This is a genomic window from Planctomonas sp. JC2975 (assembly GCF_012985205.1).
In the GTDB taxonomy this organism is placed as follows: Bacteria; Actinomycetota; Actinomycetes; order Actinomycetales; family Microbacteriaceae; genus Humibacter.
In genome coordinates this window covers 2,918,330-2,931,425 of record NZ_JABEKS010000001.1, presented here as the reverse complement: position 1 = coordinate 2,931,425, position 13,096 = coordinate 2,918,330, and the positions used below count along the sequence as shown (strand labels likewise).

Annotated in this window: 12 protein-coding genes; 6 read left to right on the top strand and 6 right to left on the bottom strand. The window is 62.5% G+C overall.

The annotated features are described in order from the left end of the window. Positions 1 to 694: 694 nt before the first annotated feature. Together HII28_RS13370 and HII28_RS13365 are read right to left on the bottom strand one after the other, a co-directional pair. Positions 695 to 1,351 (bottom strand): sugar O-acetyltransferase, encoded by a 657-nt coding sequence (locus tag HII28_RS13370; RefSeq protein WP_170025833.1) that lies wholly within the window; start codon positions 1,349 to 1,351, stop codon positions 695 to 697. Between the two features lie 156 nt (positions 1,352 to 1,507). Continuing rightward, positions 1,508 to 2,290: an SDR family NAD(P)-dependent oxidoreductase gene (locus HII28_RS13365; protein WP_170025832.1), complete on the bottom strand. Its 783-nt coding sequence runs from the start codon at positions 2,288 to 2,290 to the stop codon at positions 1,508 to 1,510. Positions 2,291 to 2,374: 84 nt separating this feature from the next. Between HII28_RS13365 and HII28_RS13360 the strand changes: the two genes are divergently transcribed. Next, positions 2,375 to 2,986: a TetR/AcrR family transcriptional regulator gene (locus HII28_RS13360; RefSeq protein ID WP_170025831.1), complete on the top strand. Its 612-nt coding sequence runs from the start codon at positions 2,375 to 2,377 to the stop codon at positions 2,984 to 2,986. Positions 2,987 to 3,154: 168 nt separating this feature from the next. Here HII28_RS13360 and HII28_RS13355 read toward each other — a convergent pair whose 3' ends face one another. Both HII28_RS13355 and HII28_RS13350 read right to left on the bottom strand, forming a co-directional pair. Continuing rightward, a complete protein-coding gene (locus tag HII28_RS13355) occupies positions 3,155 to 3,517 on the bottom strand; it encodes a nuclear transport factor 2 family protein (RefSeq protein ID WP_170025830.1) in 363 nt (120 codons plus the stop codon). Between the two features lie 140 nt (positions 3,518 to 3,657). After that, positions 3,658 to 4,038: a hypothetical protein gene (locus HII28_RS13350; RefSeq protein WP_170025829.1), complete on the bottom strand. Its 381-nt coding sequence runs from the start codon at positions 4,036 to 4,038 to the stop codon at positions 3,658 to 3,660. A 117-nt stretch (positions 4,039 to 4,155) separates the two neighbouring features. On the opposite strand from HII28_RS13350, the gene HII28_RS13345 reads away from it, so the two are divergent. Together HII28_RS13345 and HII28_RS13340 are read left to right on the top strand one after the other, a co-directional pair. Next, entirely contained in the window at positions 4,156 to 4,779 is a 624-nt protein-coding gene (locus HII28_RS13345) for a hypothetical protein (RefSeq protein ID WP_170025828.1), read from the top strand. A 124-nt stretch (positions 4,780 to 4,903) separates the two neighbouring features. Next, the gene (locus HII28_RS13340) at positions 4,904 to 6,127 is read left to right on the top strand and encodes a hypothetical protein (RefSeq protein WP_170025827.1); all 1,224 of its coding nucleotides are present in this window, start codon (positions 4,904 to 4,906) and stop codon (positions 6,125 to 6,127) included. A gap of 131 nt (positions 6,128 to 6,258) precedes the next feature. Here the strand turns inward: HII28_RS13340 and HII28_RS13335 are convergent, their stop codons facing one another. Then, complete coding sequence (locus HII28_RS13335) at positions 6,259 to 6,522, bottom strand: carboxymuconolactone decarboxylase family protein (RefSeq protein ID WP_346769332.1); 264 nt, start codon at positions 6,520 to 6,522, stop codon at positions 6,259 to 6,261. A 77-nt stretch (positions 6,523 to 6,599) separates the two neighbouring features. Here HII28_RS13335 and HII28_RS13330 point away from each other — a divergent pair, with 77 nt between their 5' ends. After that, on the top strand, positions 6,600 to 8,249 hold the full coding sequence (locus tag HII28_RS13330; RefSeq protein WP_170025826.1) for an AAA family ATPase: 1,650 nt from the start codon (positions 6,600 to 6,602) through the stop codon (positions 8,247 to 8,249). Here HII28_RS13330 and HII28_RS13325 read toward each other — a convergent pair. Then, the gene (locus tag HII28_RS13325) at positions 8,246 to 8,740 is read right to left on the bottom strand and encodes a hypothetical protein (protein ID WP_170025825.1); all 495 of its coding nucleotides are present in this window, start codon (positions 8,738 to 8,740) and stop codon (positions 8,246 to 8,248) included. The two genes, HII28_RS13330 and HII28_RS13325, sit on opposite strands and share 4 nt — an antisense overlap. A gap of 286 nt (positions 8,741 to 9,026) precedes the next feature. On the opposite strand from HII28_RS13325, the gene HII28_RS13320 reads away from it, so the two are divergent. After that, positions 9,027 to 11,846: a DNA-binding protein gene (locus HII28_RS13320; protein WP_170025824.1), complete on the top strand. Its 2,820-nt coding sequence runs from the start codon at positions 9,027 to 9,029 to the stop codon at positions 11,844 to 11,846. A 72-nt stretch (positions 11,847 to 11,918) separates the two neighbouring features. Further along, positions 11,919 to 12,716, top strand: coding sequence for a hypothetical protein (locus tag HII28_RS13315; RefSeq protein WP_170025823.1), 798 nt, complete (start codon positions 11,919 to 11,921; stop codon positions 12,714 to 12,716). The last annotated feature ends 380 nt before the right edge of the window (positions 12,717 to 13,096 follow it).

Below are 13,096 nucleotides of genomic sequence, written 5' to 3'. Positions count from 1 at the left end.
CCGATCGCACACCGCGCCGAAAGAGTCGGGGCGGATTCCGGGGCGCCGACGATGGTCGGCTGAACGAACTCCTCTACGGTGTCCACAAGCCATAAAGCACTCCGGCGAACATTCTCGCGGCAGGCTGACGACGAGCACCTGGCCCGCGACGAGGGAGAGACTGGCCCTCCCGTTCACCCTCGCCCGCGACACGCGCCGACACCAGAACCTTAGCCGCAACCCCCGAGCGCAGCTCGTCCGACGATTGGGCCGGCTCTCGACCTCCACGCGAACGCCGACGCGTCGACGCTCCCTGTTGGCGGCGATCGTGCCGTTCATCCCCGGCACCGAGCCGGGTCCGCCCGTCTTGGCGTCCCGCAGGTAGCGCGCTGCGTCCGACGGCTACGATGCCCGCAATCGGCTCGCTGAGATCACCCGACCACTTGTCCTGGGCGGCGGCGGCGGATCACCAGCGCGCCGTCTGTTCTATCGGAGGATCTACACGCAGGTAGCCGCAACTCGAGTGGTACCCGGGCCACCACAACGCACCCATGATGCCCGGTCGCGCAGCCGCCACTGAGAGCATCGCGTCGTTCTTGTGCACCGAAAAGGTGAGGCCGGCGGCCGTCCCCCCGCGCTCCAGCAACCGCTTAGCAACACGCCCTGGTGGGCGACAGACTTGCAGGCGGCTACTTCCTCGATGCAGCGTACGAGATCAAGCGCCGGACGTCGGCCGGTCGGGCCTGCTCGGTGACTGGTCCGGAATCGGTTGTATCGGTCGGCAGGGGTTGCCCACGGCGATGACATTGGCCGGGATGTCTTTGGTGACGACAGATCCAGCTCCGATGATGCTGTTGTCGCCGATGGTGACGCCTGGCGTGATGGTGACTGATCCGCCAAGCCATACATTGTTTCCGATCACGACTGGCTCGGGAAGTTCCCAGCCTTCCAGTCGGCGTGAGATGTCCTGCGCGTGGTTAGGCGTGTAGATACCGCAACGTGGTCCGATGAGACAGTCGGCGCCGATCGTGACCTGTCCCCCACCGATGATGAGGAAGTCGGTGTTGATGAATGTCCGGTCCCCGATTGTCAGGAGCATTCCGTAGTCGATGCTGATCGGAGGCCGGAAGTCGATACCGGATCCCGCGCCGGGTACCAGTTCGCGGAACAGCCGCTGCGCTCCGGCAGGGTCGTCGTAGTAGATCCGATTGATAGTCGCACACGTCGAATGCGCCGCCCAGGTGAGCTCTTGGAGTGCAGGGGATGTCCGGTATCGGATCCAGTCACCATCGAAAAGACGACGAAGGTCTTCATCGGTGGCGAGCAGCGCCGCCAGCCGGTCGTCGGTAACCGCGAGTTCGGGCAGGGTCATGACACCTCCTATATGTTCAGAGTGTAAACATATTGCGATACGGTCAATCCGTCAACATGTTGCCGATGTGCGACATGGCTCGCAGTGACGTGGAGGCATCATGGAGGATTCGGAGGCAGGGGTGCGCCCGGGCCCCCAAAGAGGTTCTAACGGTTCTCAGCATGGCGGCGCCACCTCGGTTGCAGTGGCGGCTTCGGGCGACTTCGTTTCGGGCGAGGTCCGGTTGTCGGGGTATGTGATCTCGTGGGTGTTGGAGATGGTCATGTCCCATAGCTGGTCGGCCAGTCTTCGGGGGGTGACGATCGGGAATTCGGGGGCAGCAGTGCTGTCGGAAGCCGCCGCGAGCATGGCTGTGTGGAACGGGGTTCCAGTGATCGCTGCGCCGATGTAGAGACGTCCGATGAAGATGCCGCGGGAGTCTGTTTCGGCTTCGAGGGACTGTAGATAGTTGCGTTGCGCGGCCAGTGCGAGGCCGGGTCCGCTCATATTCGGGAGTCCCTGCAGCGCTGCTGTCCCCTGGGCGACGAGAATCTGACCTTCTCCGCGTTCGGTCATCTCCGGCAGGAACTCCTGGACGAGGTCGATCAGTGCGTAGAGCGCATGCTGCATGTACGCCCGCACGGGCCCGGCCCTCAGGGTCGTCGCCGGCTGGAAGCCGGCGTTCGGGGTGCCGGGATTCGAGGCGTAGTAAAGCACGGTGGGACAGCCGACTGCTGCTCGGATCTCGTCTATGACCTGAGCCGAAGAGCCCTCCTGGGACAAGTCGGCTGCGATGGTCGAGACCGACACGTGGAAGTCGGACAGTTGTGCCGCGAACTCGTCGAGCGGACGGGCCCGACGGGCCACAAGGACCAGATCGTATCCTTCCTGCGCATAGCGGCGGGCCACCGCCTGACCAAGCCCTGGACCGGTTCCGAGTATCGCGATCGACTTCGGCATGTTTGCTCCCTTATCTTGACGCATTAGGCAAGTTAAAAAGGTAGGTCAATTTGACGCCACCGTCAATTTGCTAGAATCGGGACGATGGCAGAGCAGACCAGAACGGGATCCCGCGCACTTCGAGCGGATGCTCGACGGAGCGTCGAACAGATCACACGCGCCGCGATCGAGGCCTTCCACGGGCGAGGGCTCGATACCCCGATGGAGGAGATCGCGACCGCAGCCGGTGTGGCCAAAGGCACGATCTATCACCGGTTCGGTGGCCGTGCGGGCCTTGTCGATGCCGTGATCGGGGAGCTCGTCGGGTCATCCATGCACGAGATCGGTGAGCGCGCAGAAGCAATTGACGATCCGTGGAGCGCGTTCGCGAGCTACGTGACCGAGCGCCGCCTACTCCACTACCGAGAGCCTGCAGCGATCGACGCCCTCGTCGCGACTCACCCGGAATCCCCGGAACTCGCCAAGCTCGCTACGGCAGCGACAACCGTCACGCAACGCCTCATCAACCGTGCACACGCCGCCGCAGTGCTCCGGCCGGGCTTCACCGTCGCCGATCTGTACTACTTCGACGTCGGCAACGCTCTCGCCCTCAGGCACCTCGGCCGACCAACAGCCACCGTCTACGCCGAGCGCACCACGCTCTTCCTCGACAGCCTCAAAAACAACCCAGCAGACCACCTCACCGTCGACCGCTGATGTGGATCCCGGTACTGGCGCAGCGAAGCGCCCTGTGATCCGTCGGTAGATGGGCGCGGTCGACATTGGGGTGAGGGCCGGGCACGCGGAGCGAAGTGGTGATTGTGCAGCACGGTGAGAAGATGCGGAGCCCTGGTGATCCTGTTGCGGGCATTCTCGCCTTCGCGGTCAATCGCTCAGGACGTTGGGCTGGTCCATAACCCACCGCCACGTACCGTCAGCCTGGCGGCGAGCAACCTCGGTCGTGGCGCCGACCGGAGTGCGCGTCGAGGTCAGCGCAAGATCACCGTTGCGAAGCGCCGGTCGCTGCGGGCCAGGCGTGAATGCTGGTCTGTCGGCGAGGAGCTGAGAGTAGAAGCGCCTGATCTGTTTGGCGCCGGTAGCCGTTCGACCGTCGGGAAGAGCCAGTACCGCACTCGGCTCGTACAGCTCAACCACACCATCAACGTCGCCCGCATTCGCGCGGTCGACGAACAGCCCACTCAGGTCTTCCGGACGTACTGCGTGCTCACGCGGATCTCTATCGGTCATCGAACTCGAGAAAAGTCTCCCGCACCCCGCCGACAAAGATGCCCGCAGCACGATCCGCCTGAGCGCCGAAACCACCGCGGCACAGCGCTGATGCATCACAAAGGATCCGCCTGCGCGCGGTTGGCTTGGGTGGTGTTGGGTCAGATGTCGTGTTCTTGTGCGCGGATCCAGGCGACGGTGGACGCTGCGAGGGTCGCGTCGGAGAGGTAGTCCGCCGGGCGGGCGTATGCGGCTGTCGCCGGGTTGAATCCGGCCAGACGTACAACCCCGACACCGTCGGCACCGTCGGTTGGCAGTTCGATGAAGAGTTCGTAGTGGCGTCCATCGTTTGTCGCCCATTTCAGGACCTCATGGACGTCGCGGGCGCCGGTCACGCGGTAACGCTCAGCATTGAACGCCATCGGGTATGGAGAGCTCTCGAGTGCGGACGGTCTCTTGGGTGCGAGCCAGAACGTGACCCGATACACCGGGAAGGTGACCTCGTCGCTGACGTCGTAGGTATCGAGACTAGAGATCTGCATGGGCCCGTTCTACCTGACCGGGCGACGGCGGCGATCACCGGGCGAGATCCACTTCGCGTCTTCCGCTGAGTGGGTGCGCGGATCGATGATGATCGTGTTCAGGTGGAGGAGGTCAGGATGCGCGCGTTGCTGCCCAGGCGGCGGAACCCGTGGCCGCACGACATGATGCTCACCATCGACACCCCACACCCTTTGCTCGACCTGCTCTGGATTCGTCAGGCATGGGGTCTGCGACCCCGGGGCGGTGATCTACCACCGGGGCTGATGGTCACACCGGAACCGGTGGAACCGGCCGCTCGTGCAGCGGCCCCTCTCTCGGAGTGGGAGGCCGGTTGGCCCGAGGTGTGGGCCGCGTGCCTCAGCCACGCTGGGACGCAACAAGACGACGAACTCTTCAGACGTGTCCGCCGCACTGATCTCAGCGCCGACGAGCATCGCGCCCTCTTCCTCCAACTGCGCGGGCCAACCTGGCGTGACAAGTTCGGGACCGCGGCGTACTCCGGCGGCCACCGTGCGTGGGAGAACACCACAATCGTTCAACAGCGTGAAACTCCCCGCGATGTTGAAAGGTCACTCCTCGATGCCGTAATCCCGGCGTGGAAGGCCGGTCTCACCAAGATCGTCGAGATCCCGTGTCGCGGCACATTCACCCGGAGGATCGGCTCTAACGGACTACTCGTCACCACCGAAACACGCACCAACAACCAGCGGTACCGCCAAGCACTCAACCTGTTCCAGTGAAGGATGCTTATGAGGGCATCGCGCGCGGGCGGGCTCCACATGTTAATTGATATGGGTCGGAGACGAATCGGATAGGCGACTAAGGACGCTGGGCCACCGCACGCGAACGAGTAACCTGACGCTCGTGGCGAGCTTTGACCGAATCCCTCTGAGCCCCGACGGATGCGCGGTCCTAAAACTCGCGGGCAGTCCGGTGAGTACCCCGCAGACCGTCCAAATCGAGGACGGCAGCGAACTCTTCTTGCCGGCAAACTCACCATTCCTCGTGCTTCGAGGATTGCATGGCGATACCTTCGATGAGGTTTACGATGCGGCGCGCTCGACCGCTAACCACGGGCTGGACCTCCTGCACAGCAACCACGGCAGTGCCGCTCTCCTCGACCAAAACGACAGCGCAGCCGTGGTCAAGTGGACATCCGACAATGGTGTGACTGCCCGCATCGTCAGCTATGCGCGGCCAAAGATCGCCGGGAACGCACACATCGAGGTCAGGAATGCAGACGGCACCTTGCCGCCGGAACCGAAGCCGCCAACCCTCGACTCGCACCCAAGCATGCGTTACTACCGCATCGCCGAGGCAACGTCGGACCTTTTCGATTCGTTCCGCAACACCTACCTCGCAATCGAGTCCATCCTCAGTTCGATGGTTCCGTCTCGCGCATCCGAAAGCCTGCCTGAACGTGAGAGCGCTTGGCTAAAGCGTGCTCTGCAAGAGGCCGCCACGATCGTCGACTTGACGCAGTATGCACCGCCGTCTGACAAGTCGCCTGCGAACGCGATCTTCGACGAAATGTACGCCCAGTTTCGCACGTCGATCTTTCATGCCAAAGCGGACCGCGACGTGCTGACACCCCAAAACGACCATGATCGCGAGAGGATCGCCGAGGCGCGTGCGCGCTACGCATATATGTACCGCGCTCTGGCGTTCCAGCATCTGGGAAGTCGATATGCATCGGCCAGTCTGTCCGAGTACGGTGCTCGACTCATGTTGGACGTGCTCGACCGCGGCGATTTCTTCGTTTCGAACGATCCGACATTGATGGCCGATGAGCCGGATGGACAATGGCAACTCGCTCCAGCTGGTGGTCAGCACTATGTGTTCCCGGCAAGCGCGACAGTCGACAGATCGCATCCCCACCGCTCAATAGCAGTGGCAAGTGCGGACGCGGTCGAAGCACTCGCACACGTCGGAGAGATTAGGCGCTTCGGAACGCTCAGCAATGGAATCGTTGCGATGGTGGAAGAGTTATCCGGACCCATGACGCTTGAGGGCGTGGACCGGCTCGAGGTCAGCTTCGCCATCGATATGCGAGGAGCGGGCGCACCGCGGCTGGACTTCAGCTCCTAGCCAATTGCTACTGTGCGACCTCGTCAGCACACTGGAATCCTTATCCAGATACCGAAGCAAATAGAGCCCGCTCAAGCTGCCCCGCCCTCACGCTGGTTCCCCTCCGCACGATGATGGATCCGCTTACGGTGTCATGCGCCGGGGTGTTCGGCGATGAGTTTCTCGACCACGTAGAGGATGGCGGTACCGTTTTCCACGCTGGCGTAGTAGTTGATGAAGTATTCGATCTCCCGCAGTTGTGCGGGGGTGAGCTCGCCGTTGGTGAGTGCTCCGCGGAGTTGGGTCTCGAGGAGGTCTTGGCGGCCGAGCATCGTGGTTGCGCCGAGCGCGATCAGTCGTCGGTCTCGTGTGGTCAGGTGGCCTCGGGACCAGACCTCCCCGAAGAGGTGCTCGATGGTGTCGACGACAGCGGGGACGGCGGGATCGCGCTCGATAGTGGGCAGCGGGATGCCGTAGACGCGGCCGCTTCTCTGTGTTCGATGTCCGCGCCGGCGTCCTCCGTGCCCTCGCCACCACCGGACCCGTCACCGAACGCGACACCCTCGACCACCTCGTGACCGACCTAGTCGAGCGCGCGATTACCTCGCATACCGTGCACCTCCTCGATGAGGAGCAGGTGCCGGATCACGTGAAGCACCTTGTGGCGACACGAACTGCGATCGTGAAGAACTCGTTGGCCGGACAGCTGGAGTTGTTCCCGATTGATGGTGCGGCGCAGGCTGTGGAAGCGATCACTCGTCTGGCGGCCGTGATCGAGCCGGGAAAGCACTTGGATGAAGGGCAGATCGCGGGCGCGGCGACGATCGCTGGCACGCATCGGCTGGCAACGGTCATCGGTGCGGCCGGCACGGGGAAGACGACGATGTTGAAGGTTGCCGCGGCCGCCCTGCACCTTCAAGGCCGACGGTTGGTGGTGGTGGCTCCCACGAAGAAGGCCGCTACCGTGGCGGGCCGGGAGTCCGGAGCTGACGCGTCTTCTCTGCATCAACTGCTCCATGCCTACGGGTGGAGGTGGCATGAAGATCCCGCCGGACACACCGAATGGACCCGATTGGTCCCCGGAGAAACCGACCCGGCCACCGGGAACACCTATACAGGACCGCGCGACCACGCCCTGCGGGCTGGCGACCGGGTGGTGGTCGACGAGGCCGGAATGCTCGAACTGGAAACGGCCAACACATTGGTGGAACTCGTCCGCGAGACCGGCACCAGCCTCACCGCCGTCGGCGACCCGCAGCAGGCTCTTCCCGTCGGCCACTCCGGCGCCATGGAACTCATCCGGCGAGCGAGCGCCAACAACATTGAGCTGATCGATATTCACCGGTTCAAGGACCCGCAGTGGGGCGAGCTCACGCGTGAACTGCGCAGGGCACGAGGTGCTGAGGAACGCGAAGCGGTCGCGACACGACTCATCGAAACCGGACACGTCCGGCAGGTGAACAACACGAGCGAAGCGCAGCAGGTGATGGTCGACGCGTGGCTGAATGCAACCAGTGCACGCAAGACAATCTCGCTCGTCACCGCCACACACGCCGAAGCGCAAACGGTCAGCGAAGCCATCCAAACGCGCCGCATCAGCGACGGTTCACTGCGCACCGACCGCACCGCGACCGGCCAGGCCGGCCAACTCCTGCTCGAGGGTGATGTGGTCCAAACACGACGCAACGACTCCCTGGCAGGAGTGGAGAACCGGCAGAGCTGGGTCATCGCCAGCATCAGCGACGAGTCGATCCTGCTCGCCTCCGCGACCGATTCCACACAACTCCGCAAGGTCCGGCACGAGTACGCGACACAGCACCTCCACCTCGGCTACGCCTCCACCGTCTACGGCGCACAGGGCGAAACCACCGATCGATCACTCGTCGGCCCCGGCGTAGACGCCGCCGGTCTCTACGTGGGACTCACCCGCGGACGCGAGAGCAACAACATCATCCTGACCGCGCCAAACACGCGGGCCGCGAAGACCGCGCTCATCGATATGCTCCAACGCGGCACCATCGAGGCAACCATCGACGCCTCCCGAGAAGCGGCCCGCGCCGAACTCCGCCGAGCCGCCTCACCCGACGCCGCCGCCCCGCTCGTCGTCCCATCTGTAGCCGGACACTCCACTCCGAGCCTCTAGAGCAAGCGATACTCGCGACAGATCGGGATCGCGACCCGGTTTCTAGCCTCGATCTCACCATTCTCAGGGTCGAACATGATCACCGCGATCCCAACCCGTTCTGCGGTGACCCCGGCATCGGGAAGGCAACCACCGGAATGGAAGATTAAACCTCGGCGACCATCAGAAGCCACCAAGGCGCGAACACGCTCGATCAACGGGAGCCCGATGTTGCCGCGATGGTTGTCGACCAGGGCCACGTAGCGCGAGCTGTACAAGTCACAGATCGCTGATGTGTCGCCGACCGCAACGACAGTGTCGGCTTCCCCGAGGTACACCATCCATTCGCGACACAGCTCCACAGCATCCCTGTCGTTAACACCACCGGGACGCGGAGAAGGACGCTGACCAATCACACAAACATCATCACCCGAGCGCGCGACGAGACGTGCTCGAATCGTCCACTCAGCAAACTGGCGGAGTGCTTTAGTTAGCGCACCGTCATCGGGCACTTCGTCGGGCGGGGTAGACGGGCGGCGACCTCAACGACGGGCACGCGGGACCAGCGCCGCCAGTCCGCGAACGCTGATCGACCCGCTTGCGGGCGCCCGCAAGCGCGGGTCCTGCTATGGGCGTGGGGAGACTGCATATGCTGTGGCGTCTCTAGTTATTGGGCATGAAGGCTTACGAGGCAATGGACGAAGCGTCGTTATATGGACAGCGAACTCAGATCCGCGCATTTCGCTCGTGCATGACGTGTCGGCGCGCGCTGCCATAATCAGGCCCAGCATGCGAGCGATGATTACGAAGGCCCTGGAGTGGCTACTGAAGAGGTTGACGGCGAAGCCTGCGAACAGTGGGTCAGCGCCGAGACTCCTGCCGCTCACCCCGGAGTACGACCCTGAACAGCACCGGGTCTACTTCGACGCGATCGAATCCGCTCTAGCGGATCCCGAGGTCAAGAACATCGCGCTGACCGGGAGTTACGGGGTGGGCAAGAACAGCATCTTGGGTGAGGTAGGCCGGCAATACAACAAGCGGGTCATCTCGATCTCACTCTCCACGCTCGGCTTTGACGATGAGCCCGTTGACCCCGCAAGCGGCCATGCCCTGAGCAAGACGAATCAGATCCAGAAGGAGATCGTCAAGCAACTGCTTTACAGCCAGGATCCGGTCAAGATGCCTGGCTCGCGCTATCGCCGCATGAGTCGCTTCCGAGCTGGGCGACAGATCGGGCTGTCGCTCCTGATCGCGCTTCCTGTCGCAGTCATCTTCTTGCTTGCGGGCTGGACCAAAACGCTCGCCACATCGGCCAAGCTGCCGACGGATTGGCAGCCGCTGATGTACGGCATCGTCTTCGTCGTGGCGGCCGCCGTCACGTTCTTCGTCCTGTTGGCGTTTCACAACCGCGTCCGGATATCTCAAGTAAGCGCTGGTTCGGCGAGCATCTCGCTCTCCGCCGAGTCCGGAACGTATTTTGATCAATATCTCGACGAGATCGTCTACTTCTTCGAGATCGTCGAGCGCGACATTGTCATCTTCGAGGATATCGATCGATTCGATGATCCGCACATCTTCGAGACGCTGCGCGCGCTCAACACGCTCCTGAATAGCGCGAAGCAACTCCGCAGCCGCAAGGTGCGTTTCATCTATGCGATCAAGGACAGCATCTTCGACGAGCTCGGGGAGCGCGCCGCCGAAGAAGAGATGGCGAGTGAAGGGGACGAGCCGGAGGCGGTGTCTGGTCCATCGGACACCGCCGAATCGCAATTGGCACGCGCCAACCGCACCAAGTTCTTCAGCTTGGTCATCCCGGTGGTGCCGTTCATCACCCATCGCAGCGCGAGGGACCTCCTTGATCGGACGCTGGGCGACTTTACCCACGAAGTGTCGGAGGACCTCATCGACCTGGTGGCGCGGCACGTTGCCGACATGAGACTCATCAAGAACATCCGCAACGAGTTCGTGATTTTCAAAGAACGAGTCATCGACGCCGGGACACTCGAACTCAGCCAGGACGGGCTCTTCGCGATGGTCGTCTACAAGAGCATCCATCTCGCCGACTTCGAGCTCATCCGATTGGGCAAGAGCAAGCTCGACGACCTATATCGGGATCGCACCGAGTTGGTGAACGCGGTGACGAACGGCATGATTCAGCAGATCGGTCTCAATCGAGGGGCGATGCGTTCCGTCAACCCGGTCTTTGGGAAGGGCGAGCAGTTCGGCGATCGCCTGGTCAACTTCATCAACCGATTCTCCATTGTCACCGAATTCGCAATCCTGACGCGGACCTATCTCGGGAAGGAGAGGTCCGTCGAAGAGCTGCGCACCGACGACTTTTGGCGGCAATTTGTTGAGGGCGAACAGCCGTTCCAGTTCAGCTTTCGGTCCCGGTGGGGAACTTCAAGCGCGTCGATTTCCCGAGTGGAGATGGCCGGCATCGTCGGCGACCCACTTAATACTGACGAGCTTGCGACGCGCGAGCGGCATCGGCTCAAGGACGAGAACGCCAAGATGAATGAGGATCGCCGCTTCCTCGCTCGCGCGGATCTCAACGAACTCATGGAACGAAGGGAGTTCACGATCGAACGAGCGGGGCAAGCGAGATCGTTCGAAGATCTCGTCAACGTTCGACTGAGCTCCGAGCTTGCCGTACAGCTCGTCGCGAACGGTTACATCGATCGAAACTTCACCCTCTACACCTCGACGTTCTACGCCGCGCGTGTCACCACAAATGCCATGAACTTCATACTGAAAAACGTGGACACCGGCGTCGTCGACTACTTCTACGTCCTCAAGGACGACGAAGTCGAGTCGGTACTCCGGGAGAAAAGTCGGGCGATTCTGCGCGAGCGCGTCGCCTACAACCTGAGCATCGTCGACTACCTGCTGGCCCACGAAGATAGCGGGGCCGAGATCGTCCTTCGTCAGCTCACCGCGTTCGGGCAGACAGAGCGCGACTTCATCGCAGCCCACTTCGAGGCCGGAGCGCAGCAGGCTGCATTCGTTAAACGTATGGCGCCGCTTTGGTCGCGAATTCTGCCGCACCTTGTCACCGAGGCGGCGTTGTCCGACGGTGATCGCCTGTCATTTGTGGGCGTCGCCCTCGAGCACCTCACACCCGACATGCCCTACGACATCGATGATGCTGTTCGCGATTACCTTGAGGATCACTACGCAAGCCTCGCTGTGTTCACCTCTGCTGATACCACTGCCGAGCAGGCGCAAACACTGGGCGATCTCGCCAAGCGTCTTTCGCTCCGTCTGCCGGTGCTTGCGCCCCTGTCCCAAGCACCTCTCGACGCAATCATCAGCGCCCACGCCTACGAGGTCACCCTTCCGAACCTCGTGACTGCGCTGCCGGTCGAGACCGAAGACCTCGCCCTCGACACCATCGCTGAGGCAGACGACAATGTCTACCAGCGGATACTCGAAGATCTCGTGGCGTACCTGAACAGCCTTGAGGAAGACGACCAGACGATTACGAAGCCAGAAGCTTTCGTGCGCGTGCTGCAGGACGTGCTCCAATCGGATGCACGGCAACTCGACGGCGTGGTCGCTCGGGCAAGCGATGGATGCATCCTCGACGACCTGGACGTTATCTCATCCGATACGTGACAGGCCCTCGCCGAGCACGGGCGATTCCGCGTAACCCTGACGAACGTACTGGCCTACATCGATGAAATTGGGATGGACGGCGCCGTGGCCGCGATGCTCACTAAGGCAGGATCGATCGCGACGACCGACGCGAACACTGAAGTCGAGAAACACCAACTCGCCGCGCTAATCCTGCAGGCGAGCACCATGCTGCCGTCCGCCGCGGTCCGCACTGGTCTGATCGCGAGCCTGAGCCTCGATGACTGGCTGGATCCCGCGCAGATCCCGGTGGAGAAGGGGGAGCTCGTCGGCCGCCTGATCGAAGCCAAGATCGCTCAAGACGACGCCGCTGCCTTCGGTCAATTGGCGCAGGGCGACGCAGAAGGACGTGCGTTCGCGATCATGAAGTCGAAGAACTTCACAAGCTTTATGACGCCGACGGAAGTGCCTGTTGGGCAGCTAGCCTTCCTCATCGGGAGCACAGACGTGCCTCTTGCAGTGCGCGACGAAATCGTCGAGCAGTTCGCAGTGTTCACTGTGAGCGCGAATCGCGCCACGCTCACCGTCGTTGCGGAGTACGCCCTGACCCGAGACATGGCCGTGCCACTCGCCGAAATTGCACGGATCGCCTCGCAGCGCGTGTCCAACGAGGTGATTGTTCGTCTCCTTCAGTCTCACCTCTCCACGGTGACTATGTCGGAACTTGTGTCCATCCTTCAGGCCATGGGTGGTGAATACGCCAAGCTGATCGGTGCCACAGGCCAGCACGCCCGCTTGGACATGACGGCCGCAGACGAAGCGCTTGCTGCCCGTGTCAACCGCTTCGGCGACGTCAGCAGCATTAAAACCTCCCGAGGGATCCTGCACGTCTACATGCGCCGGCCCCGCTAGCGAGGTCAAAGGACAATCAGTTCGCACTCCGGGCACGACCAGCAGGGCGATTGCTTGGCACCGCGAGTTCCAAGGGCGCGAGACAATACGGGCAGTTTGGCGTCCCGAGGCCATCGTCGTCCATGCGGCTCTCTATAGCTGCGTCCGGCATCCTTCCGGGTCCCCCGAACAGATGCCCGACTCCGAAAAGGTCGCGCTCAAGCCATCATTGGATACATCCCAAGCGGGGTCCCTGGTTCCGGATCGAGGGCATTGTCAGCAACGGCAGCGGCATCGAAGCCGCACGCAGTCGGATCCATTAGCGGGCGCGCGGATCGATTTGTTGTCGTCCGGGACTGCTGCAGCCCCCTCGACCGCGGCAGGAAACCAGTTCGTGATTG